Here is a 21,955-nt window from a genome sequence, read left to right on the forward strand (position 1 = left end):
AGCGGTGGTCATCAAAGCGATAAATGACCTGCGTGGGTGTCTCTTGCGGGCGGCTGCAGCCCGACAGTACGAGTAAGCTGGCCATCATGACCAGAGACAGTCCTTTGATTTTCATACAGTCTTCCTTTTCGACCACGCCAACAGTTACCGCAAACCCTTACTCGGGTCACACTGCATTCGGCTCCAGCCCTTATAATTCTTCACTTCTGGGACCGTGGTCGGCAGTTCCTGCCAGTTGGAAAGGTATTCTGCGGTCAAGCCACCTATGGCCTTTATGGCGATGTATTGCAACCCCCAGCCTGGACCTGCTGAGCCATAATTTAAGTGGTGTGGATCACCGTCATCATCAACATAATCAATACCTGGCCCACCCGGCATAACTCGCGGATCATCAAAGGGTTTGGAACTCATATACAGATTACCCTGACGGGTGAGTAGGAAACCCTGATCGTTGACCACGGTGAAGGAAAGCATATTCTCTCTTAACGGACTCCAAGTCCCGTTTGGCTCAACGGTATGAGTGTTGGTAGCGAAATCACCGCTACGCCAGGTTTCACCGTAATCTTTTGATACGGCGAAGGCGTCTGTATCCCATGAAGGGATGGCGATATAGCGCTCAGATGGATGGACATATTTATCGGCAAAAGCACGGTAAAACTGGCTGGCCACCTCAGAACGGATTCCGCGAGTGGGGTCAACGTAATACAGTGCACCCTCGCAGTACCACCCCTTTAGCTCAAGATAGCGGTGGTCGTCAAAACGGTAGATGACCTGCGTGGGTGTCTCTTGCGGGCGGGAGCAGCCAAACACTGTAAGTAATCTGGCCATCATGACCAGAGACAGTCCTTTGATTTTCATACAGTCTTCCTTTTTGACCACGCCAACAATTACCGCAAGCCCTTACTCGGGTCACACTGCATTCGGCTCCAGCCCTTATAGTTTTTCACCTCTGGCACGCTTGTGGGCATGTCCTGCCAATTTGTAAGAAGCTCTGCCGTCAGGCCACCTATGGCTTTTATAGCAATATACTCGAGCCCCCAACCGGGGCCCGCTGAGCCAGGAGCAATGTTCTGCTTTTCACCGTCCATATCCACATAATCAACGCCGGGGCCGCCCGGCATAACTCGCGGATCATCAAAGGGTTTTGAACTCATATACAGGTTTCCCTGACGGGTGAGCAGGAAACCCTGATCGTTGACCACGGTGAAGGAAAGCATATTTTGTCTGGTAGGCCGCCGAGTCTTGCTCGGTTCTACGGTATTAGTGTTGCTTGCATACTGCGCGTTGCGCCAGGTTCTGCCGTAATCTTTTGATACCGCGAAGGCGTCGGGGTCCCACGAAGGGATAGCGATGTAGCGCTCAGATGGATGGACATATTTATCGGCAAAAGCGCGGTAAAACTGGCTGGCCACTTCAGAACGGATTCCGCGAATGGGGTCAACGTAATACAGTGCTCCCTGGCAGTACCATCCCTTTAGCTCCAGATAGCGGTGGTCGTCAAAACGGTAGATGACCTGCGTGGGTGTCTCTTGCGATCGGGAGCAGCCCGAGACTGTGAGTAAGCTGACCATCATGACCAGAGACAGTCCTTTGATTTTCATACAGTCTTCCTTCTTGGTTGAGCAGGCACTCTGTCATAGCTTTCTACTCGCGGCATCGACCACTGCAGGTTAGCCACCTCTTTGTTATGAATCTCCGGATAGCGTGCCGGTACAACGCGGGTGGCGTTCATAAACAGATTCACTACGCCAAATTCACCAGTCGGTAAAATTTGGTCTGGTTTATTCATAAATTTTTTTGTATTTTCGAAAGGTAATATTCCTGTTTGATAATACTCTCTGGCGTCTTGATCATCTGACCATTCACGCCAGTCGGCAAATTTTATCAATCTTTTCCAGAAGTCACCGTGGTCCATATCGAATGCTTTACAGGGCCCGATGGCCAAATCGTAGGCCATTGCCAACTCGGGGACTTTGTCTGACATCACTATCGAGGAGTGCTGGCTAAACATCACGTCGTCGGACTTGCTGTATAAATCATGCAGCTCCGCCTCGGTCAGCCTGCGGCGAAAAACAATCTTTTTATTCGCCTCGTTTACGCCGACCACTTTGGCACTGACGATATCCACGTTGCGCCAGTATTTGAGCGTATCGAGTTCTCGCTGGGTCATTACGTGCCCCGGCCGCAAATCCTTGAAGGGGTGATACGGCGGGCAATCAACGGTTTCTTCCACGGTTCGCTGAGACGCACCCGTCGCCCCCGCGCGGGCGTTATAGGAGACCATGGCGTCATTCCCACCCACCGGAGCATGGTAGGCCTTGTTTTTATCACCCGCGTCATCCAATGGGTCAGGCTGGCCCATCAGGGTAAAAATAAACGGCTCGGGAAGCGTCTCACCGTTGGGGATCACGTCGCTGAAGGACCAGCGGGCATTGGTCGCCGTGGAGTACTCAAAGTCCCCTTTAGCGGCAGGGGGTCTTCTAAAGGCTTTGCCGTCAGGCGGTAGCCCGACGCTGCTGTTCTGAAAGAAGACTCGCTGTTTGAGATTGGGAAGCGTCTTGGCAATCTCTTGCGGTACGCCTCGCCAGCCAAAACCCTGTATCGGCAACAGCGACACCGTGCCGTCATTGGGGCAAAAGTAGTTATAGACCTTGCCGAAGTTATTACGCTGATTGAGCGGCGTGCTGTACCAACTGTTATTAAACTCTTTGCGAGGCAGCGCCATGGTATCCAGCAGTTTCTTTTGCTCTGCAGGACTGACTAAGCCGTCGCCGTCGGCACAATATTTGCTGTTGGTCGCCATCAGTTTGCAGAAATTTTCAAAGGTCTTCTGCCGCGCCGCGTCCGTCTGGTGATGACCCGGCTGGCCGTTCTCCAGCCAGCGATTTTCCAGCGAATAAGGGGAGTGATTGAGGATCACGCAGTCTGCGGGGTTTATACCCTCAGCTTTGAGTATCATATTTGCAAGCATGGTAATGATCGTACCCTGACTATGCGCCACGATATTGATCGTATCTTTGGACGTTTCTCTCCTGCTACGAATGGTCCTTATAAGACTGGCAAGACGCTGCGCGGCATAGAACTGGTAAATCCGGTGAGGATTGTTGTACACGGGGTGGGTAAAGTCGCCGCCGTTAGCGAGCTCGGCGCGGCTGAGAAACCCGACCACGCCTAACGTCGCTCCGCCCGCGCCCGGCCCAAGCATATCGGGGATGTTTGTGGTCGCGTTGGCAAAGGTTCCGCCGCCCCAGACACCTTTTAAATCCAGAGTGTTATGGAAACAGTCCATCGGATATTTCGCACCAAAATGGCGCAGTATTTCCGGGTTATTTTCTCGATACGCATCGTAAGGCAGAGGCGTATCAGGGTTTTTACCGTTTTGGACCATCGCTTCACGATACTGGCGTTGGTCCTCTTGCCACGTCTCGTAGTCAACAGGACGATAGCCCCAGTAGAAAGGAATGATCGGCGAACGGGCGCTGTCTGAGCATGTCATCTGTTTTTGCTGCGGCTCGTGGCAATCCTCCATCACGCCGGACGCGCTGCGAATGCGGTACTTTTTCTCTTCCCACTGGTGCGGCCACAGGTCATCACGTCCCAAACGCTTTTTCAGCCCCTCAATGATGCCGCGCTCCTGATTCTGATAGGCCTCCCCCACATCATTTACGCCGTGGACCAGAATGACGATGCCCGGCATCGGCCGATTCACCGGACAGTTGGTGGTATAGCTTTTCTTGCCCGCGCTGACCGGCACGCCGATGCAATCGCTGGCCAGAAAACGCGGAGTATGCACTTTCTGGCTTTGTGGGTCGTGCGGCTCTGGCGCGTCATCAAAGGGGTTGGAGTTTTGTTGTTCAGGTTGTTCAGTCACGCGGTTCCCTCCGGGCTGTCATTATCGTGCAGTATTTCAAGCGACCAGGTATCCAGCTCACTGCTGTTCAGTAACGGGGACTCCCCCTGATCGTCGGTTATCCCCTCAATCACCTCGCCTTTTCTATGCAGCCTGAAGCGTTGCTGGGTCAAGATGTGGCCGGGGTCGTTGGGGGCATGTAGGCGAAACTGCTGGGCAAGTTGGCCCTCATTGAAGGAGGGTTTCACCTGATCGATACTGGCTTGTGACATGTAAGCGACATGCTGCGTTTTGAAAGAAATGTCGCCAGGCGCGATAACCTCCACCCTGCCATTCATGAGCCGAATACCCGCGCCGCCACACATCAACAGCAACTCTTTTTGCGCGTTGAGGACAATCCGCCCCTGCGAACTGGTGAGGTTGATATCCTGACTGGCGACTTGAATTATCTCACCCTGCTGGGCAGTCAGCTTGATCGGGCCTTTGGCGGCGGTGAAGACCATCCCCGCCTTGCGTACCAGCACCGAGAACACGTCGCCTGCGGCCATGGTGAGCCGCCGGAAGGTATTAATGTTCATATCCCGCTTGGCGGTCGATGCCAGATCTTCACCTGCATGCACCATCACGCTGGCCGGAGAGGTCACCGTCACACCTGCTTCACCGTGCATTGACAAGGTTGGCTTCTGCGCCTCGGCAATGTGTTGGCGCAGTTCAGTCACGGATGACAGATCAGCCGCCGGCGTGTCGGCAATTTCCGCGCTGGCAGCAAGGGATCGCGCTAGCTGTAATGCTGACTCGAGCTGCGCGATGGTGGCGGCCATGTCATTTTGCTGGCCCGCAGCCTTGGTTTGCCGCTCGGTGGTGATATGAAAACTTTCTGCGGAACGCAGGGCTGCCTGTTTATCAGTGCGAAGCTCAACCCCTTCGCCTCGTGGCTCGCCCTGAGCATTAACCAGATGGCCTAAATTCAGCTGACTCTTGCCGTATTCGGTAGCCAGCTTGATGTGCTCTTTGCCCGCCTTATCTTCCATGCGCAATTTGTTATTGCGCAATGTGCGGATCACGTTGCGGGTTGAGTTAAAATCTGTGACCAAATCTGGGTTGATTTCATCATGGAAGGCATGAGCAATATAAGGCCGTTCGGGGTCCCCTAGTTGGAAGCCTATACCGACCTCGGTATTATCCTGCAAAGGAAAATGAATGCCGTATCGGTCACCAGCGTACTGGCGGCCAAGGCGCACCGGCATACTCTCCAGCCCCTTTTTCCAATCGGCTTTATCGAAATCGAAATGCACCCGATAGCGCCCGATATTATCAATTCTGGCCAGCTGGTCATTGAGCTTTTGCCCGGATATTCGGGCGGGAATAGTGCCGCTAATCACTGGCCGCGCTATACGAGCCGGGCGAAAACAGACTCTCTCGTTGTAAGGGATCCCGGTGAGTTGGCATTGAAAGCTGGATTGACGAGAGCCACTAAGCCGCATTTTCGTCACGACCATAGCGTTGATAAATGCCTGAGGGATAGCCCCTTCTATTTTGACTTCGGTACCCGGAACGATGCCAGGATCGTCGGTGGTAGCGGTTAAGATCGTCATGCCGTTGAGCGCCAGCTCGTTTCTCATTTTGGCGTAGTGCCAGCTGGTTTCCGCCTGCTGGTTTTTGCCAATCTTCCAGCGGTCACCGCCTTCGAGATGGATATCACCATAGTGATATTCGCCGCCGTGGGTTAAATCCTCGTCACGAAGCGAGTCGGCTTGCTGATCCAGTTGGTGATAACCTTTACTGGACACATAACTGTAGTTTCTGACGTCAACAGAACCGGGGACAACAACATGTTTTGCCACCAAATTCTGGATGCTATAACCCGCTGCGACATTACCTGACGGGTTAGCCGCTGTGATTTTATGGTCAAAAAGATAACTAGTCTGTAAATCGCCAAATACGATGACGACAATATCGGCATGCTCAGGATGAGCCTCAAACCGGAACCATATGCCCACTTCTGCTAATAGTCGCCGGATAAAAGCCAGATCCGTTTCTCTCCACTGCACAATCATTTCGCGGCGCGGGTAAATGTAGCTTAGAGAATCAAAATTAATCTCATATCCCTCGAAACGGTGCTCCTTCAGAATGCTTTTGACCACTTCTGGAACGGACATTTCCTGATAAATCGCACAACGCAGGCGAGTATCCAATAGCGCCAGAGGGTGCTCCAGCACGGCTTCGTATAACGTTTCATCCACACTGGTGCTGATACGTTCAAGTGAAGTGATCACGCCACAAATTTGGCGCAAGGCTGTCCATCGATTGGCCGTTTGTATCAAGCTTGACCAATCAGGATTGAACCCTCGCATTCTGAATGAGGCACTCTTTTTCAGCAAACTGGCTGCGGCGACGTCAGCCTCATTTGAGGTAAAGCGGATGCAATACCGGTAAGGTTCGCTGAGGGCTTCCTCGCCGTGGAAAGACTCCACATCAGCGACAAATTCAGAGTTGGGGATATCTAATAAGTATTTATTCAGCGACTCTTCTGGAATAAATTTAGGTTGCTGAGGAGTTAGCGAGTATCCGTACATTGGCATCCCTTTTATTGCGTCGTTATCGTCAATGATAACGAAATTTGCTAAATCATAATAAATATATAATTATAACCCTAGCTTTTTCATCATTTAATTTTCACTAATAGTAAAGATGCAAAACCACATCAGAATTTTCTTAGGAACTTTGCATTTTTATATTTAATCGCCTTCACCTTAAGAATTTTCTTGGGGAGTGGCGAATAGAGTGAAGTATAAAGAGAGCCATAATGAGTCAATCCTTTATTGTTTTAGGTGATACCACCACCCACGGCGGCACAATATGCGAAGGTGAACCCCTGCTGAGCATCGATGGCGCAGCGGCAGTATTGACCGGGCATAGATTCGATTGCCCCAAGTGCGGCGTGGAGGCCATGCTCATTGGCACCAGCCCTGTTTCAGTCTTGGGTAGGTCTCGCGTACTTGAAGGGGATGAAGCAACCTGCGGGGCGATTGCCTTACATTATGGCAGCGCCGTATCTGAAAGTTTTTATAAATAGTGGAATAGATCCCTTCGCGCGAGAATCAGAATTGAATTAGCGTAATGCGAAACTCAATGCGTTAATAATACTTAATCTATTAAATCATTCGAGTAAGTTGATACTTATTAAGCATGAAAACCCGAAAAACGCATCTGGCCACATTCCCCCTACTTCTGTATAGCACTGGAATATCCTGAAATATTAAAGCAAGTAATGGCATGAGCGACATTATTTACTTCCCCCTGCTTTTGTTTTGCCAGCATACCTCTCATTCCGCCATCAGATTCAAGACAGCCTGCCAGCAGAAATAGAGTCTTGCACTTCCCCCATTTCCTCCTCGCGGTTGTGAATATAAGCTGTTGCGAAATCCCACCAGCAGCCACTCACAGGAACGCCCGATGTCATTGATGGAATTCACTTTTGTTTCGCAACCCGGCCGGGTTGTTTTTGGTCAGGGCACGCTGAGTCAACTGGGCGAGGAGCTGGACCGGCTGGGCGCGGCTCGCGTGCTGATTTTGTCGACAGCGGGGCAACGCCCGCAGGCGGAGAATATCGCCGCACGACTCGGCAACCGCGCCGTGGGCATTTTCGACAAGGCGGTGATGCATGTGCCCATTGAGACAGCCCGCGAGGCCCGCGACGTGGCACGCAGCCTCGGTGCTGATTGTGCAATTGCCATTGGCGGTGGTTCCACGACCGGCCTTGGCAAAGCCATTGCGTTGGAATCCGGCTTGCCAATTTTAGCCATCCCCACTACCTATTCCGGCTCGGAAATGACCCCGGTTTATGGGCTGACCGAGAAAGGCGTCAAGCGGACCGGCAAAGACTCGCGCGTTTTGCCCAAAACCGTGATTTACGACCCCACGCTGACTTTGCAGCTTCCCGTCGAACTCTCAGTCACCAGCGGCATCAACGCCATCGCCCACGCGGCTGAAGGTCTGTACGCACAAGACGGCAACCCGGTGATGTCGCTCATGGCCGAAGAGGGTATTCGCGCACTGGCTCAAGGGCTGCGCAAGGTGGTCGAGCAGCCCCAAGACCTTGCCGCTCGCGGCGACTGCCTTTACGGCGCGTGGCTGTGCGGCACCGTGCTTGGCAACGTTGGAATGGCCTTGCACCATAAGCTTTGCCACACCTTGGGCGGCAGCTTCAATCTGCCTCATGCCCCAACTCACACCGTCGTGCTGCCCCACGCGCTGGCCTACAACGCGTCGCAAACCCCAGAAGCTTCAAAACGCATCTGTCGGGCTTTAGGAATTGAAGGCGCCAATGCTGCACGAGCAATCTACGATCTGGCCGCCTCGCTGGGCGCGCCGCTGTCGCTAAAAGCATTAGGAATGAAAGAGGCCGAATTAGACCGCGCGACTGACATCGCGCTCGCCAATCCATACTGGAACCCAAGGCCGGTCGAGCGCGAAGCCGTGCGCGAACTGTTACAAGATGCGTTTGCGGGCAATCGACCATAACGTGATCTACATCTCAAAAGCTGGCGCGCTGCCGCCAGCCTATTTTGTAGACTTTCCCCGCCGATCTTGACCCTCGCGCACTTCACCTCGCTAGCCAGTTCCGCTGTTACGAACTGCCCGTCATCGCCCCTCATTATCGCTAAATCGCTGTTGCAGGTTTTGGTTACACCTTGTTGAAAATGCACACTTTTAGCTCAACTAGTATGGCAGTGGATTTTCTGCCTTGTGACCAGTGATAGCACGAGGTTTACGACCCCAGCGATGGGTCAACACTGCCCTGCAAAAATAAAAAACCGGAGATATGAGTCAAGATGCAGAACCTCGATGAACACACCATCACGCAGGAAGTTCTCTCGCGAATGACAGGAACGGAAGACAAGCGTTTACACCACGTCTTCAGCAGTTTGATACAGCATCTGCACGACTTCGCCAGAGAAGTGCATCTCACCGAGCAAGAGTGGGAAAAAGGCATCGAATTTTTGACCAGCGTGGGCCAAACCTGTAGCCCGGTGAGGCAGGAGTTTATTCTGCTTTCTGACATCCTCGGATTCTCGACGCTGGTCACCGCGCAGAATCATCGCAAGCCGCAAGGCTGCACCGAAGCGACGGTTTTCGGCCCGTTCCACGTGGCTGATGCCCCGGCCATTGAGCCGTGGGGGAATATTTCGCCCAATATGCCCGGCAAGCCGTGGTTTGTCAGTGGCACGGTAAGAGGGTTGGATGGCGAAGTTGTCCCCAACGCAATGCTGGAAGTGTGGCAAGCCGATGAAGAAGGTTTCTACGACGTGCAAAAATCCGACCTTGAAGCAGCCCAAGGCCGCGGCATTATCAGGGCCGATGCACAGGGCTATTTTAACTTTCAAACCATCGTGCCCGTGGCCTATCCAATCCCCGACGATGGCCCGGTAGGTAGGGTGCTACGAGCACTCGATCGCCACCCTTGGCGCCCTGCTCATCTGCACTTTATGGTCCACGCCGACGGCTACCAAAGACTGGTTACCCATATCTTCAAACAAGGGGATGAATATCTGGATTCCGACGCGGTGTTTGGCGTGCGCTCATCGCTGATTGAAGAGTGGGTAATGCATGATGCCGGCATCGCGCCTGATGGCAGCTATTCAGCACAACCTTTCTGCACGCTGAATTTTGATATTGTCCTCAACCCAAGCTCGGCTGAGGTTAATTAACGCAAAAAAGCCAAGGGAAAAACGCCCTTGGCTTTTGTTTTACGCACTAAATCGCGGGAAATCTTACTGGCCGACTTTGCCTGTAATGCCATAGCGCGGAGCAGGTTTGGCATTGGAGAATTTTGCGGAGATCGCGCGGCGACCGGCTTCCCATGCTTGCCAGTCCTCGCCGTCGTGCAGAGAAGGGATGGTCACCAGTTCGCCTTTATCCAGCCCGGCCAGCGCAGCGTCAACCATGTCGGCCGCGCTCATGGTGCTGGCTGACTCTTTCTGCTTGGCGTAGCCCGCCACGTCCCAAAACTCTGTCGCGGTGGCCGCTGGCAGCACGGTTTGAATACGCACGCCTTTGTCAGCAAGGTCACGTTGCAAGGTATGACCAAAGCTCAACACGTAAGATTTTGAGGCGCTGTAGACCCCATTAAGCGCTTCAACCGCAATGGCCACCGCCGAGCTGATATTAATAATGGTGCCGCTCCCCTTGGTAGCAAAACTCGGCGCAACGGCGTAGGTCAGGCGAGTCAGCGCGGTGATGTTAAGCGCAATCATCGCTTCCATCTCATCAACATCGCTGTTCAGCACGGAAGCCACCGAACCGATACCGGCATTGTTGACCAGCATGGTGATGCTTTTATCTTCGCGCAGCAGGCTCTCGACCTGACGCAGCCCGGCTTTATCATTAAGGTCGGCTACCACCGTGGTGACCGAGCGACCGGTGTCAGCACTCAGGCGTTCGGCCAGCGCCTTTAAACGCTCGCCGTTGCGGGCAACCAAAATCAGGTCATAACCGCGTTTGGCCAAACGATCTGCGTAAATCGCACCGATGCCCGCAGAGGCTCCGGTGATCAGTGCTTTGCCTTTTTGGGAAGTTGTTGAGTTGCTCATTTCATCATCTCTCTTTTCATAGGGTAGCCCGCAAAATATCGGGAATGGGGCTATTCTGCCCCCTACTCGAGTCAGCCTCAATGACGTATATGCCACGTTTTAGGACATTGTTTTTGCCCTCTGGCACAATAGAAATATCTGTTTTATGCTCAATGCAATGAATTACGCCACTTCAATAAGAAGGGAATGATGCACACTGTTGGCTTTGTTGTTTTTGCAGACTTTCAGGCTCTGGGACTCGCCGTCTCCAGCGTGTTTGAATACACCAATATTTTGCGTGGTGAAAAAGTCTACCAGTTCAAGCTCGTCTCCGAGGCGGGCGGCCCGGTGATGACCTCGCAAAGCTTCTCGGTCAACACTGAGCGACTCAGAGACTCCACCTATGACACCCTGATTGTTGCCGGTGACAATGAGTGCAACTTGCCGCCGCAGAGCTTGCTGGATTATCTGCATAACGCGCCCAACGAAAGCCGTCGCGTCACGGCGATTTGTACCGGAGCTTTTATTCTCGCGGCGGCCGGGCTGCTGGACGGCAAGCGCGCAACCACCCACTGGATGCACGCGCAGAGATTCAGAAAAGAGTACCCCAACGTCATGCTCGACGAAGACCGCATTTTCGTTACCGACGGGCAAATCTGGACGTCGGCCGGAATGACGGCGGGTATCGACCTCGCACTGGCTATCGTCGAGAAGGATTTTGGATTGGATACCGCGCGTCAGGTTGCGCGCAAACTGGTGGTGTACCAGCGCCGTGGCGGCGGGCAGTCGCAATTCTCCGCGCTATTGGAGCTGGATGCTAAATCTGATCGAATCCAAATGGCGCTCTCCTACGCCAAAGAGAACCTGAATTCTGACCTGTCGGTAGAATCGCTGGCCGAGGCCGCGAGTATCAGTCCGCGCCACTTCAGCCGGGTATTTCGCGAGGAGACCGGGCAGTCTCCGGCGAAGGCCATTGAGCGGCTGCGGGTTGAGGCCGCACGCCTGATGATGGAAACCACCAATCATCCGATTGAAATCATCTCGCGAGAAACCGGCTTCGGCGACCGCGAAAGAATGCGCCAAGCCTTTCTCCGTGCCTTCGGCATGCCGCCGCAGGCCATCAAACGCACTTCCAGCGGGGCGGTCTCTTAGCCTCAACTGAGGTTTTGGGGTTACAAAAGCTCGATACCGAAACGCCGCACTACCAAAGCAAACAGCCCAAAAAGTAGGGTCGTCATCACCACGCAAACGCCAAGCGTGGGCCAGAACCCCAACCGTGAAAGCAGTGCAGGAAAAACCAGAAACATCGGCAGCGTCGGGATCACATACCAAAAGGTATACCAGGCATGATTGGCAATTTTCTCCATCGGTTGCTTTTCGACATACAGCCAAACCAAGGCAAGAATGGTGATCAGCGGCAAAGCCGCCATAAAACCGCCGAACTTATCGCTGCGTTTTGCCGCTTCAGAGACCGCCACCACGACTGCCGCAGTCAGGATGTACTTTGTGATGATCCAGAGCATATGCCCTCCGGTAAACCTTCGATTGTTCAACGCCTTGAAGCTGCCAGCGGCGCAAACGCCGCCTCAGCCAGTCAGCCTTAAAGATACTTAGTGATCTCTTTAAATTCGCGGATCAAATCCGGCGACCCTTCCCCATCGGCCTTTACGGCATGGTCCAGACAGTGGTCGAGATGGTCATGGATCAGCGTCTTTTTGGCGTTACTCACCGCTTTTTCAACAGCTTGCAGCTGCTGAGCTATATCAAGACAGGTTCTTCCGCTCTCCAGCATGGTTATGACGCTGTTGAGATGGCCCGTCGCGCGTTTTAAACGTTTGATGATCTCCGGGTGGGTTTCGTGCAAATGCATATTTTTATCCTATCGGGGGGGATAGGATGAGAATAGATGATTTCTGTTTTGGCCGCACTGAATTTCTACCCATTTTCTTTCGATCAGACTTTGAGGAGGGATCACAGCTTCTCATCAGCTTGCACAGCAGATGAATACTCGATAAACAATATAAATTACTTATGGTTTTGGAATGTATTTTAAATAATAAAAGGCATTTAAATAAAATTTCTGTTTTTTTGCAATTCACTTCAAAGTAATTCGGCGGGAATTATCAAATAGTATTATTTCACATAACAAAGGAGTTGTTTATGAAAGTATTAGAATCCTCTCAACTTGATGGAATCTCGGGTGGCGGTGGCCGTAATGATAGTGCAGCCCAGCGTGGAACGCGTAATAGAAACAACTCAAGAGGCGGGCGAAATAATGGCGACTATTATTCCAGACACACCAATCCTAACTGCGTTAATGGCGTATTTACCGGAATGCTAGGCGGTCTTCCAGGCGTTGCTGTTGGTGCTTTCAAAGGAGGTTGCTTTGATAATGGCGATAAAGGTGGCGGCAATGTTGGCATGGGTAAAGGTGGCAATAAAGGCGGTGTGGGGAACTGCGCAGGCAAGAACGACTCCGGTGGCTGTAGCTGGTAAAAACCTGTTAAAACAGTAGTAAACCCTATTTTTCAGCTCATGGTAAACGGTATGTATCAATTAATTCGTGCAGTGTTTGTCTTCATCGGATTCACCTTAGCCACTTGTTTTCTCGGCGGTGCCGGAGTGACTTTTACTCACGGCTACAATGCCCCAAAAGAATTATCAATAATTATCGTTACGGTGGTTTTCTCAGGGTGCTTCATTCTGGCTGCTAACTTCTTGGTTAAATATCTGTTTGCTGAGAAATTTAAAAAATAAAATAGCTAAAATTCTAGAACATTGCTCCAGAAAATATATTCTTACTGGAGCAATTATTTAATGGAATAAGTTACTCGTTTATTTAACTCGCCGCCTATTGAATTGAAAGCAGAGATCATTGGATACTTGGATAAAATAGCTGATTCTCGGTAACATAGAGAATTAACCGATTCAACGAAGACAGAGGTCGCTATGGATGAAATCACTTTCCCTGAGTTTCTGAAAGTTGAGCTGCGGGTGGGTAAAATCGTTAAAGCCGAGGCGTTCCCCAAGGCCAGAAACCCTTCTTACATTCTGCACGTCGACTTTGGTGAAGAGCTGGGCGTGCGCAAAAGCAGCGCGCAGATAACCAAGCATTACCAGCTTGAAGAGTTGGTGGGTAAAAAGGTGGTGGCGGTGGTGAATTTCCCCAAAAAGCAGATTGGCCCGATCCAGTCAGAGTGTCTGGTGACCGGCTTCCACGACCAGAATGGCGACGTAGTGCTGTGCGTCCCCGACGGCGACGTGCCGCTGGGGACCAAGCTGCTTTAATTGGCAGCCGGTTACCCCCGAGCCTTGCACTGGGTTGCCATTAGGCCCGGAAAGATCTTCTTCGCCGTGGGTTTATCGACGGCGATTTGGATCTCCTGCATGGCTAGCTCGGTCTGCACGGTGGCGGTGCTGACTTTGGTGCCATTAACATAAAAATTCAGGCTTTGATGCAGATGGTCACGCGTCACCTGTGCCATGCGGCTCACCGCCTTATCTTGCAGCTTAATTTCCAACAGCACGCTGCCCGGATTCACATTATCCTCTTCCAGCACTCTCAGATTTAACGCTTTGAAATCACAAGCTGAATCAAAGCGCAGCTCGGCGTTTTTGCTGGCTGCCATGGTCGGCGATATGGCTAAAAGGCTACCAATCATTAGCGAATATGAGATGAAATGGCGCATAGAGTGAATCCCTTCTGTTGGTCATGATGTCGCGCAGTAAGAGTTAAAATCTGGCAGGGGCGGTGATTGCCGTCAAGCGGGTCCCGCCAGCTATGACTCTTTCACCAACCCTAAAATCGCTTCTCGCACCCAGCGCTGCCCGGCGTGGCCGTGGTTGCGCTCGTGCCAGATTAGGCTGACCTCGAACTGCTCCACCAGCCACGGGACTTCGGCCTGCGAAAGGCGATCGGTCATCACCTGCTGTAGCAGCCGACGAGGAACCAGCGCGACCAGCTCACTGATGGCAACGATTTGCGGCACGAACAGGAAGGACGCCGCCGACATCACTACCCTGCGCTGAAGGCCAAAAGTCGCCAACGCGTCATCAATCGGGGTGGTAAAACCGCCGCCCGAGGGGGAAACAATCACCTGCTCCAACTGGGCAAATGCCTGCATGCTCAACTCGCCATTCAGCGCCGGATGCCCGCGCCTTCCCACCAGCACATAGTCTTCATCAAATAAATGGCGGGTTCGCAGCTGGGCGTGGCGGCTCTCCGGCGTGACGATTGCCAGATCAATCTCACCGCTGGCCAGCTGTGGCTCCAGCTGGTCGGGGATATAGTGGCGCAGCGCAATGCGCACGCCGGGCGCTGATTGGCGCAGAGCCAGCACCAGCGGCATCGCCACGGCGGCCTGAATATAGTCGGTGCAGGCGATGGTCACCGTCAACTGTGCGCTCTGCGGATGAAAATCTTGATGAGATTGCAGCGTGCGCCGCAGTTGGTCCATCGCCTCGCGCAGTGGCCCCAGCAGCTCGAGCGCCTTGGCGGTGGGCGTCATGCCGCGCCGAGCGGGGACCAGCAGCGGGTCGTCAAACATCTCGCGCAGTCGATTGAGCTGTGCGCTGACCGCAGGCTGGCTGAGGTTGAGCCGCGCCGCCGCCTTAGTGACATTCTGCTCGGCAAGCAGGGCTTCGAAGGTGACCAGCAGGTTGAGATCCATGCGCGTGGTATCCATAATTTGGATTCCTTAATATAAATCAATCGATTTCTGTTATCCCTGAGTTCTGCTGATAATGCAAGTTCAACCCCCTATCAGGCAGGAAAAGTCGATGAACTCCTCTCAAAAACCCCTTGTTACCGTCGTCGGTGCGCTGAGCAAACAGGGCCGCAGCGTGGTGCAGACTCTGTTGCAAAGTCAGCGTTATCGAGTGCGAGCTTTAACCCGGCGGGTGGACTCCCGCGAGGCACAGGAGCTGGCGCGTCTTGGTGCCGAGCTGGTGGCGGTGCCCCTTGAGTTAGGCCATAAACCGCTGTTTGTTGAGGCTTTTCAAGGGGCGCGGGCCGCCTTTCTGATGACGCCGCCCATTGCGCCGGATGCCAATTATGCTGAAAGCGACGAAGCCCCGCTGGGCAAAGAGCTGGCCGATGCCGCCGTCGAGGCGGGCGTGGAGCATATCGTTTTCACCGCGCTGGAGAATGTCGACAGCATCACTGCAGGCAAAAAGTGGGTGCCGCACTTCACCGATAAAGGCCGGGTCGAGGAGTATATCCGCGCCCTGCCGGTGACCAGCTCCTTCATTTATATGGCGTTCTTCTACACCAATATTTTGGAGTATTACCCGCCACGCCTTGAAGGCGATACGCTGATTTTCCCCCTCTATCTGCCGGAAAATCACCGCGCGCCTTTTGTCGATCCCCTGACCGCAACGGGGCCAGCGGTGTTAGAAATTTTGGATAATCGCGAGAAATATGCAGGCCAGTCATTGCCGGTGATTGGCGAATTCCTCTCACCCAGAGAGATTGTCGACACCTTTAGCCGCGTCACGGGCCGAAAAGCGGCCTACAGTTCGGCCTTTACCCGAGAAGAGCTGGTGCAGCATTTCCCGTCATTCGCCGGGATGAATGCGCTGGTTGATGAAGTGGTGGGCATGGCCGAGTACGCCGTGGAGCACGGCTACTATCGCCCGAACCGCGATACAGAATGGAGTCGACGCGTTAATCCCGCCAGCCTGACGTGGGAGCAATTTCTGAAAGCCACTGGCTGGCAAGGCGAAAGCGCTCGCTTCGGGCTACCTCAAGACTAAGCTGCCCGTTGGCGAAAAATGTCGCAAAAGGTGCAACAAAAGTGGCAATGCGCCTTAATGATCGCCCCTGCGCACCAAACTGGCGCAGGGGAAACTGCCGCAAATTCTGCGCAAAATGGCGCAAAGCAAAACAGTCACCACTATTTTTAACCTGCCGTGAATCATTCAAATCATCCACTTAATCCCCCCACCACTTTTTAGGCTTTTCGCGCAAAAAATATCCAGCCAATTTTGATTCAACTGTTTCACCTTGGAAAAAATTTGGCATGGCCGTTGCAACCATCATGAGAGAGATATCGATGGCGAGGCCCTATGGAACAGCAAGCACTGATTCAGAAAATCAAAGATCAATATGAGTCTTTACCCAAGCAGGTAAGGCTGGTGGCAAGCTTTGTGCTGAATTACCCGCAGGAAGTGGCGGTGATGTCGATGCGTGAGCAGGCCAAGCTGGCCGGGCTTCCCCCTTCGACCATGACCCGTTTCGCCAAGCGATTGGGCTTCTCCGGCTATGACGACATTCGCGAGATTTTTATCAATGCCTTGCGCAATAAAGGCAATGAATACAGCTCGCGAGTCTCGGCGCTGGTCGAAATGAAGCAGAAGGTCGGCGAAAGCTCACTGGTGCTGGATTTGGCGAACACCACCATCTCCCACATTCAGTCGCTGTGTCAGGCCAGCAATCTGGCTTCGATTGTCAGCGCGGCCAAGACCCTGTCGCAGGCGCGCAATATTTACTGCGTGGGCATGCGCGCCTCTTTCTCCATCGCATTTCACTTTTATCACGTGGCCTCTTACTTCCAGAGCAACCTGATTTTGGTGGAGGGCGCCGGTGAAAGCGGCCTGATGACCCTGATGCACAGCATCGGTCCGAAAGACGTGCTGCTGGTGTGCAGCCTATCGCCCTATTCGCGCCGCGCCGTGGTGCTGACCCGCTACATGGCGCAGCAGAAAGCCAAAATCGTCGCCATCACTGATGACGCCAGTTCGCCCGTCGCGCGTTTGGCCAGCGACACCATTTTAGTTCAGAAGCAAACCACCTCGTTTTTTGACGCCATGACGCCGGCTTTTTTAGTCAGCGAACTCTTAGCCACGCTGATGGCGGCCACGGCGAAAGTCGATGTCCGCGCCTGCGTGACGGACACCGAAGAGAAGCTCTGGCTGATGGGCGAATGGTGGAGCCACAAATAGATCTTACCCGGCCCTTGGCAACCCTAATTGATAGGAAATAAAGATGAGCGTTTACAAACCAGAACTGACTACCGCCCCGAAACATGGCCACAAAAGCCTGCTCTACTCAGAAGTGGTCAGCGACCTGAACACCTTGGATTCCGTGGATATCGCCGTGCTGGGCATTCCTTATGGCTCGCCGTATTCGATTGATGAAGTGACCAACGATCAGACCAACGCCCCGACCGCCGTGCGTCAGGCGACCGACCGCGCCGTGCGCAGCATTGAGCGTTATGACTTTGATATCGGCGGCCCGCTGATGGACAACCAGCCTATCCGCATGGTCGATTGCGGCGACATCGCCGGTGACGCCCGCCAGCTCAACGGCCATTACGACGCGGCAGAAACCGTGGTGCGCAAAATTCTCTCCCTCGGCGGCATGCCACTGATCATCGGCGGCGACCACGGCGTGCCAATCCCGGTACTGCGCGCGCTGGACGGCGTCGGCCCGATCACCCTGATTCAGATCGACTCCCATCTGGATTGGCGTCAGGAGGTCAATGGCGTGACCGACGGCTACTCCAGCCCAATCCGCCGCGCCTCTGAAATGGCCCACATCGGCGAAATCTTCCAGATTGGCCTGCGTGCCAACGGCTCCGCGCGTCAGGAAGAAGTCGACGCCGCGCTGGCCTATGGCGCACATCTGATAACCGCCCACGAGCTGCATGACGAAGGCGTCGAGGCCATTCTCAGCCGCATTCCCGACGGCGGCAATTACTACCTGACCATGGATGCCGACGGCATCGACCCGACCATTATGCCCGCCGTGGCAGGCCCGGCGCTGGGCGGCGTGACCTACAGCGAAGCGCGCAAACTGATCCACGGGTTAGTCAAGAAAGGCCGCGTGGTGGGGATGGATATCGTTGAAATCACGCCGAAAAAAGACCTTAACGGCATTACCGCCATCACCGCCTGCCGGTTCTTCGTCAACCTGATTGGCATGGCCGTGCGGGCCGGGTACTTCAAAAAATAAAGTGCCAAACAACAGTAAAGCGTCAACACCAGGGAGCCTTCACCGGCTCAACTTATAAGCGCAGCCGACTGCGCAACAAAAACATTCATCACTTCACTACACAGGATAACCGCAATGAAAACTCGTCGTGTACTTGCTGCTTATGTCCTACCCGTCTTGCTCGGCGCGGCCAGCGCCATGTTTAGCCTGACCGCCAGCGCTGAAAACGTGCTGGATAAGGTGATGGCGGACAAAAACCTGCGCGTCGCCATCCCGGTGGACTACCCGCCGTACGGCTATGTCGGCGCGTCCATGGAGCCGGAAGGCATTGATGTCGACGTCGCCAAGCTGATCGGACAGAAGCTGGGAGTGAAAGTCACCCTAATTCCGGTCACCGCGCCCAACCGCGTGCCTTACCTGCAAACCGGCAAGGCGGATATGACCATCTCGTCACTAGGCAAAACCGCAGAACGCGCCAAAGTGATTGATTTCAGTATTGCCTATGCTCCGTTCTTCGACGCGGTATTTGGCAGCAGTAAGCAAAATATCACCACTTTCGCCCAGCTGGCCGGGCAGAAAGTTGGGGTGACGCGCGGCTCCATGGAAGACCAAGAGCTGACCAGCCAGTCGCCAAACGCCATTCCTCAGCGTTTTGAAGATAACAACAGCACCGTGGCAGCTTATCTCTCCGGGCAAACGCAGTTTATGGCGATTGGTACTCCGGTGGCGGGCGCCATGATGAAGAAGAACCCGAAGCTCGACCTGCATATGAAAGTGATGCTAGCCAACTCGCCGTGCTACGTCGGGATGCCGAAGGACCAGCCGCAGCTGGTTGCCAAGGTGAATGACATTATCCGCGCCGCCAAGGCAGACGGCACGCTGGACAAGCTTTCTGAGAAATGGCTGGGTGCGCCGGCAGGCAACTTACCGGAATAACCCGCAGTCACTTCCCCCTGCCGCACTGCGTTGGCGGGGGGAAGTGAATTGCCAATATCGGGCATCTATGCCACTTGAGGAGCCGAGTCTCTATGTTTGATTTTACTACCGTGCTACAGCAGTGGCCGTTATTGCTGAGTGGCACCCTGATCACGCTAGTCATGACGCTGATATCAACCTTCTTGGGTATTTGCCTGGGGATTGCCAGCGGCTGGGCGCGCGCTAACGGCCGCGGCCTGTTGCGGCTGTTGGTGGCCTGCTATGTCGAACTGCTGCGCAACACGCCTTACGTGGTGCAGCTGTTCTTTATCTTTTTCGGCCTGCCGGTGCTGGGCATTCACTTGTCGGCCATTGAGGCCAGCACCCTGTCTCTGGTGCTCAACCTCGGCGCTTATACCTCTGAAATCGTCCGCGCCGGGATTCAAAACACCCCGCGCAGCCAGATTGAAGCGGCGCAAAGTCTGGCGCTTGACCCATGGCAAATCTTCACCCGCGTGGTGCTGCCTCCGGCCTTGGGTCGCGTCTGGCCGAGCATGATAAGTCAGGTGGTGATCATCATGCTCGGGTCGGCGGTCTGTAGCCAAATCTCCACTCAGGAGCTCTCTTACGCGGCCAACCTGATTGCCAGCCGCTCTTTCCGCAACTTTGAGTCTTACATTGTGGCGACGGCGATTTACCTGCTGCTTGCCATCGCGGTGCGTCAGTTTCTTGGGTGGTTCGGCCCGCGCTTTATCTTTGGTCCACAAACAGGAAAAAGATCATGAGTGATTTCTCGCTGTGGGATATCTACCGCAACCTGCTGCTGGCGCTGCGCTGGACCGTCGGACTGTCGCTGATTGCCTTTATCGGCGGCGGTATCGTCGGCGCAATCCTGCTGGTCATGCGCCTGTCCCATCGCCGCTGGCTGCAAACCATCGTGGTGATTTACGTCAACCTGTTTCAGGGCACGCCGCTGTTGATGCAGCTGTTTTTGACCTACTTCGGACTGGCGCTGTTTGGCATTGATACCACCCCGCTGGTGGCAGCCAGCCTCTGTTTAACCCTTTACGCCAGCGCCTATCTGACCGATATCTGGCGGGGCAGCGTGGAGAGCATTTCAAAGCAGCAGTGGGAGGCCTCCGCCAGTCTGGCGCTCTCTTTCGGCGAGCAGCTGCGCTACGTGATTTTGCCGCAGGCGGTGCGCGTGGCTATCGCCCCGACCGTGGGCTTTATGGTGCAGGCCGTCAAAGCCACCGCGCTGGCCTCGGTGATTGGCTTCGTCGAGCTGACGCGCTCCGGGCAGATTATTGCAAACGCCACTTTCTCACCATTTTTGGTATACGGCAGCGTGGCGCTGCTCTATTTCATCCTCTGTTTCCCGCTCTCGCTGTGGAGCAGGTATCTCGAAAAACAAGTAATGCGTGGAGCTGATAACCATGACCGACACTAACCACACCGAGGCCGGTTTTGCGGTCGTTGATATCACCGGTTTGCACAAACGCTTTGGCGACAATGAAGTGCTGAAGGGCATTGATCTGAAGATCAAACGCAAAGAAGTGGTATGCATTCTGGGCAAAAGCGGCTCGGGTAAAAGCACCCTGCTGCGCTGCATTAACGGGCTGGAGAGCTTCCACAAAGGCACGTTAACCGTCGACGGCCAAGCCTTGCGCCATGACGACCCGGCCGCCATGCGCGAGCTGCGCCAAAACGTCGGCATGATTTTCCAGAGCTTCAATCTGTTCCCGCATCTCACCGTGGGCCGCAACATCATGCTCGCGCCGACGCTGGTGAAGAAGATGCAAAAAGAGTCGGCGGAGCGCGCCGCGCGAACCCTGCTGGCCCGCGTCGGTCTAGAGGAAAAATTCGACATGTGGCCCGCCAGTCTCTCCGGCGGCCAGCAGCAGCGCGTGGCCATTGCCCGCGCGCTGGCGATGAACCCGGAGGTGCTGCTGTGTGACGAAATCACCTCGGCGCTCGACCCCGAGCTGGTCGGCGAAGTGCTGCAGGTAATCGAAAACCTCGCCGAAGAGGGGATGACCATCATCATGGTGACCCATGAGATGAACTTTGCGCGCAAAGTCAGCGATCGCATCGTCTTTATGCATCAGGGGAAAGTCCACGAGGTGGGCACCCCGGAGCAGATTTTTACCGCACCACAAACGCCGGAGCTAAAGCAGTTCCTTGCCTAGCTTCGGCAGCAGCATTACGCAGTTTTACGGGGCATTCCCCCACCTTGAGTCCAACACCTTAATGCAGTAAACCAGGAGAAAAGCATCATGGCACATACTCGTATTCGCCCGTTTAACACCAAAGTCACCTACCCTGAACAGAATCTGGATAATGATTTATGTCAGGCGGTGGTCGCCGGAAATATGGTGTTTTTGCGCGGTCAGATTGGTCAAGACCTTGATACCCGCGAGTCGGTTGGCAAGGGCGACGTCGCGGCACAGACCGAGCAGGCGATGTACAACATTAAAATGCTGTTGGAAGAGTCGGGCAGCAAGCTGGAAGACATCTGCAAAATCACCGTGTACCTCACCGATGTGCGCTATCGCGAGACGGTTTACAACATCATGGGCCGCTGGCTGAAAGGCGTTTTCCCAGTCTCTACCGGCCTGATGATCACCTCGCTGGCGCGCCCTGAGTGGTGGGTTGAGATTGACGTAATCGCAGTAAAATCATAAG

24 protein-coding genes are annotated in these 21,955 nt (G+C 54.1%); 15 read left to right on the forward strand and 9 right to left on the reverse strand.

Annotation, left to right across the window (positions count from 1 at the left end):
- Nucleotides 1–144: 144 nt before the first annotated feature.
- The 4 genes from GEAM_RS20515 to GEAM_RS20530 are packed head-to-tail and all read right to left on the reverse strand — an operon-like array spanning nt 145 to nt 6,426.
- Nucleotides 145–858, reverse strand: coding sequence for a T6SS immunity protein Tli3 family protein (locus tag GEAM_RS20515; protein WP_034795469.1), 714 nt, complete (start codon nt 856–858; stop codon nt 145–147).
- Nucleotides 859–887: 29 nt separating this feature from the next.
- Nucleotides 888–1,601 carry a T6SS immunity protein Tli3 family protein gene (locus tag GEAM_RS20520; protein ID WP_034795472.1) on the reverse strand — a complete coding sequence of 238 codons (714 nt, stop codon included), beginning with the start codon at nt 1,599–1,601 and terminating at the stop codon, nt 888–890.
- Nucleotides 1,598–3,871, reverse strand: a complete 2,274-nt coding sequence (locus GEAM_RS20525; RefSeq protein WP_244956658.1) for a T6SS effector phospholipase Tle3 domain-containing protein — start codon at nt 3,869–3,871, stop codon at nt 1,598–1,600. The genes GEAM_RS20520 and GEAM_RS20525 overlap by 4 nt, the downstream gene beginning before the upstream one ends.
- Nucleotides 3,868–6,426 (reverse strand): type VI secretion system Vgr family protein, encoded by a 2,559-nt coding sequence (locus tag GEAM_RS20530; RefSeq protein ID WP_051899590.1) that lies wholly within the window; start codon nt 6,424–6,426, stop codon nt 3,868–3,870. Before GEAM_RS20530 ends, GEAM_RS20525 begins: the two co-directional genes overlap by 4 nt.
- Before the next feature lie 230 nt (nt 6,427–6,656).
- Here GEAM_RS20530 and GEAM_RS22895 point away from each other — a divergent pair, with 230 nt between their 5' ends.
- The 3 genes from GEAM_RS22895 (at nt 6,657) to GEAM_RS20540 (ending at nt 9,561) form a co-directional block, all read left to right on the forward strand.
- Entirely contained in the window at nt 6,657–6,926 is a 270-nt protein-coding gene (locus GEAM_RS22895) for a PAAR domain-containing protein (RefSeq protein ID WP_072009939.1), read from the forward strand.
- A 380-nt stretch (nt 6,927–7,306) separates the two neighbouring features.
- Nucleotides 7,307–8,374, forward strand: a complete 1,068-nt coding sequence (locus GEAM_RS20535) for a maleylacetate reductase (RefSeq protein ID WP_034795474.1) — start codon at nt 7,307–7,309, stop codon at nt 8,372–8,374.
- A 311-nt stretch (nt 8,375–8,685) separates the two neighbouring features.
- Entirely contained in the window at nt 8,686–9,561 is an 876-nt protein-coding gene (locus tag GEAM_RS20540) for a dioxygenase family protein (RefSeq protein WP_034795477.1), read from the forward strand.
- A gap of 63 nt (nt 9,562–9,624) precedes the next feature.
- Here GEAM_RS20540 and GEAM_RS20545 read toward each other — a convergent pair whose 3' ends face one another.
- Entirely contained in the window at nt 9,625–10,443 is an 819-nt protein-coding gene (locus GEAM_RS20545) for an SDR family NAD(P)-dependent oxidoreductase (RefSeq protein ID WP_034795480.1), read from the reverse strand.
- A 189-nt stretch (nt 10,444–10,632) separates the two neighbouring features.
- Here GEAM_RS20545 and GEAM_RS20550 point away from each other — a divergent pair, with 189 nt between their 5' ends.
- Complete coding sequence (locus tag GEAM_RS20550; RefSeq protein ID WP_034795483.1) at nt 10,633–11,574, forward strand: GlxA family transcriptional regulator; 942 nt, start codon at nt 10,633–10,635, stop codon at nt 11,572–11,574.
- 20 nt (nt 11,575–11,594) lie between these two features.
- Here the strand turns inward: GEAM_RS20550 and GEAM_RS20555 are convergent, their stop codons facing one another.
- Together GEAM_RS20555 and GEAM_RS20560 are read right to left on the reverse strand one after the other, a co-directional pair.
- Nucleotides 11,595–11,945: a DUF3147 family protein gene (locus GEAM_RS20555; RefSeq protein ID WP_034795486.1), complete on the reverse strand. Its 351-nt coding sequence runs from the start codon at nt 11,943–11,945 to the stop codon at nt 11,595–11,597.
- A gap of 77 nt (nt 11,946–12,022) precedes the next feature.
- Complete coding sequence (locus GEAM_RS20560; RefSeq protein WP_034795488.1) at nt 12,023–12,292, reverse strand: metal-sensing transcriptional repressor; 270 nt, start codon at nt 12,290–12,292, stop codon at nt 12,023–12,025.
- Nucleotides 12,293–12,582: 290 nt separating this feature from the next.
- Here GEAM_RS20560 and GEAM_RS22900 point away from each other — a divergent pair, with 290 nt between their 5' ends.
- The 3 genes from GEAM_RS22900 (at nt 12,583) to GEAM_RS20570 (ending at nt 13,710) form a co-directional block, all read left to right on the forward strand.
- Complete coding sequence (locus GEAM_RS22900) at nt 12,583–12,918, forward strand: hypothetical protein (protein WP_072009940.1); 336 nt, start codon at nt 12,583–12,585, stop codon at nt 12,916–12,918.
- Nucleotides 12,919–12,969: 51 nt separating this feature from the next.
- Entirely contained in the window at nt 12,970–13,179 is a 210-nt protein-coding gene (locus GEAM_RS20565) for a hypothetical protein (RefSeq protein WP_034795490.1), read from the forward strand.
- Between the two features lie 192 nt (nt 13,180–13,371).
- Nucleotides 13,372–13,710 (forward strand): tRNA-binding protein, encoded by a 339-nt coding sequence (locus tag GEAM_RS20570; protein ID WP_034795493.1) that lies wholly within the window; start codon nt 13,372–13,374, stop codon nt 13,708–13,710.
- A gap of 11 nt (nt 13,711–13,721) precedes the next feature.
- Here the strand turns inward: GEAM_RS20570 and GEAM_RS20575 are convergent, their stop codons facing one another.
- A complete protein-coding gene (locus tag GEAM_RS20575) occupies nt 13,722–14,111 on the reverse strand; it encodes a hypothetical protein (protein WP_034795496.1) in 390 nt (129 codons plus the stop codon).
- A 90-nt stretch (nt 14,112–14,201) separates the two neighbouring features.
- Nucleotides 14,202–15,107: a LysR family transcriptional regulator gene (locus GEAM_RS20580; RefSeq protein ID WP_034795499.1), complete on the reverse strand. Its 906-nt coding sequence runs from the start codon at nt 15,105–15,107 to the stop codon at nt 14,202–14,204.
- Between the two features lie 94 nt (nt 15,108–15,201).
- On the opposite strand from GEAM_RS20580, the gene GEAM_RS20585 reads away from it, so the two are divergent.
- From GEAM_RS20585 to GEAM_RS20620, 8 genes are all read left to right on the forward strand, one after another.
- Nucleotides 15,202–16,176, forward strand: coding sequence for an NmrA/HSCARG family protein (locus tag GEAM_RS20585; protein WP_034795501.1), 975 nt, complete (start codon nt 15,202–15,204; stop codon nt 16,174–16,176).
- Between the two features lie 312 nt (nt 16,177–16,488).
- On the forward strand, nt 16,489–17,364 hold the full coding sequence (locus GEAM_RS20590) for a MurR/RpiR family transcriptional regulator (protein ID WP_034795503.1): 876 nt from the start codon (nt 16,489–16,491) through the stop codon (nt 17,362–17,364).
- A 43-nt stretch (nt 17,365–17,407) separates the two neighbouring features.
- Nucleotides 17,408–18,376: an agmatinase gene (locus tag GEAM_RS20595; RefSeq protein WP_034795505.1), complete on the forward strand. Its 969-nt coding sequence runs from the start codon at nt 17,408–17,410 to the stop codon at nt 18,374–18,376.
- A gap of 114 nt (nt 18,377–18,490) precedes the next feature.
- Nucleotides 18,491–19,291, forward strand: coding sequence for a transporter substrate-binding domain-containing protein (locus GEAM_RS20600; protein WP_034795506.1), 801 nt, complete (start codon nt 18,491–18,493; stop codon nt 19,289–19,291).
- A 92-nt stretch (nt 19,292–19,383) separates the two neighbouring features.
- The gene (locus GEAM_RS20605) at nt 19,384–20,055 is read left to right on the forward strand and encodes an amino acid ABC transporter permease (RefSeq protein WP_034795508.1); all 672 of its coding nucleotides are present in this window, start codon (nt 19,384–19,386) and stop codon (nt 20,053–20,055) included.
- A complete protein-coding gene (locus GEAM_RS20610) occupies nt 20,052–20,720 on the forward strand; it encodes an amino acid ABC transporter permease (RefSeq protein ID WP_034795510.1) in 669 nt (222 codons plus the stop codon). Before GEAM_RS20605 ends, GEAM_RS20610 begins: the two co-directional genes overlap by 4 nt.
- Nucleotides 20,707–21,459: an amino acid ABC transporter ATP-binding protein gene (locus GEAM_RS20615; RefSeq protein ID WP_034795513.1), complete on the forward strand. Its 753-nt coding sequence runs from the start codon at nt 20,707–20,709 to the stop codon at nt 21,457–21,459. The genes GEAM_RS20610 and GEAM_RS20615 overlap by 14 nt, the downstream gene beginning before the upstream one ends.
- An 84-nt stretch (nt 21,460–21,543) precedes the next feature.
- Nucleotides 21,544–21,954 (forward strand): RidA family protein, encoded by a 411-nt coding sequence (locus tag GEAM_RS20620; protein ID WP_210435893.1) that lies wholly within the window; start codon nt 21,544–21,546, stop codon nt 21,952–21,954.
- The last annotated feature ends 1 nt before the right edge of the window (nt 21,955 follow it).

The sequence above is a fragment of the Ewingella americana ATCC 33852 genome (genome assembly GCF_000735345.1).
Lineage (GTDB): Bacteria > Pseudomonadota > Gammaproteobacteria > Enterobacterales > Enterobacteriaceae > Ewingella > Ewingella americana.

Bases quoted from the DNA above. Each gene is read 5' to 3' on its own strand.
- GEAM_RS20580 (WP_034795499.1), bottom strand. From the start codon at position 15,107: ATGGATACCACGCGCATGGATCTCAACCTGCTGGTCACCTTCGAAGCC.
- GEAM_RS20575 (WP_034795496.1), bottom strand. From the start codon at position 14,111: ATGCGCCATTTCATCTCATATTCGCTAATGATTGGTAGCCTTTTAGCC.
- GEAM_RS22900 (WP_072009940.1), top strand. From the start codon at position 12,583: ATGAAAGTATTAGAATCCTCTCAACTTGATGGAATCTCGGGTGGCGGT.
- GEAM_RS20590 (WP_034795503.1), top strand. From the start codon at position 16,489: ATGGAACAGCAAGCACTGATTCAGAAAATCAAAGATCAATATGAGTCT.
- GEAM_RS20565 (WP_034795490.1), top strand. From the start codon at position 12,970: ATGTATCAATTAATTCGTGCAGTGTTTGTCTTCATCGGATTCACCTTA.
- GEAM_RS20570 (WP_034795493.1), top strand. From the start codon at position 13,372: ATGGATGAAATCACTTTCCCTGAGTTTCTGAAAGTTGAGCTGCGGGTG.
- GEAM_RS20595 (WP_034795505.1), top strand. From the start codon at position 17,408: ATGAGCGTTTACAAACCAGAACTGACTACCGCCCCGAAACATGGCCAC.
- GEAM_RS20605 (WP_034795508.1), top strand. From the start codon at position 19,384: ATGTTTGATTTTACTACCGTGCTACAGCAGTGGCCGTTATTGCTGAGT.
- GEAM_RS20540 (WP_034795477.1), top strand. From the start codon at position 8,686: ATGCAGAACCTCGATGAACACACCATCACGCAGGAAGTTCTCTCGCGA.
- GEAM_RS20545 (WP_034795480.1), bottom strand. From the start codon at position 10,443: ATGAGCAACTCAACAACTTCCCAAAAAGGCAAAGCACTGATCACCGGA.
- GEAM_RS20535 (WP_034795474.1), top strand. From the start codon at position 7,307: ATGTCATTGATGGAATTCACTTTTGTTTCGCAACCCGGCCGGGTTGTT.
- GEAM_RS20520 (WP_034795472.1), bottom strand. From the start codon at position 1,601: ATGAAAATCAAAGGACTGTCTCTGGTCATGATGGTCAGCTTACTCACA.
- GEAM_RS20550 (WP_034795483.1), top strand. From the start codon at position 10,633: ATGCACACTGTTGGCTTTGTTGTTTTTGCAGACTTTCAGGCTCTGGGA.
- GEAM_RS20555 (WP_034795486.1), bottom strand. From the start codon at position 11,945: ATGCTCTGGATCATCACAAAGTACATCCTGACTGCGGCAGTCGTGGTG.
- GEAM_RS20515 (WP_034795469.1), bottom strand. From the start codon at position 858: ATGAAAATCAAAGGACTGTCTCTGGTCATGATGGCCAGATTACTTACA.
- GEAM_RS20610 (WP_034795510.1), top strand. From the start codon at position 20,052: ATGAGTGATTTCTCGCTGTGGGATATCTACCGCAACCTGCTGCTGGCG.
- GEAM_RS20560 (WP_034795488.1), bottom strand. From the start codon at position 12,292: ATGCATTTGCACGAAACCCACCCGGAGATCATCAAACGTTTAAAACGC.
- GEAM_RS20615 (WP_034795513.1), top strand. From the start codon at position 20,707: ATGACCGACACTAACCACACCGAGGCCGGTTTTGCGGTCGTTGATATC.
- GEAM_RS20530 (WP_051899590.1), bottom strand. From the start codon at position 6,426: ATGTACGGATACTCGCTAACTCCTCAGCAACCTAAATTTATTCCAGAA.
- GEAM_RS22895 (WP_072009939.1), top strand. From the start codon at position 6,657: ATGAGTCAATCCTTTATTGTTTTAGGTGATACCACCACCCACGGCGGC.
- GEAM_RS20600 (WP_034795506.1), top strand. From the start codon at position 18,491: ATGAAAACTCGTCGTGTACTTGCTGCTTATGTCCTACCCGTCTTGCTC.
- GEAM_RS20585 (WP_034795501.1), top strand. From the start codon at position 15,202: ATGAACTCCTCTCAAAAACCCCTTGTTACCGTCGTCGGTGCGCTGAGC.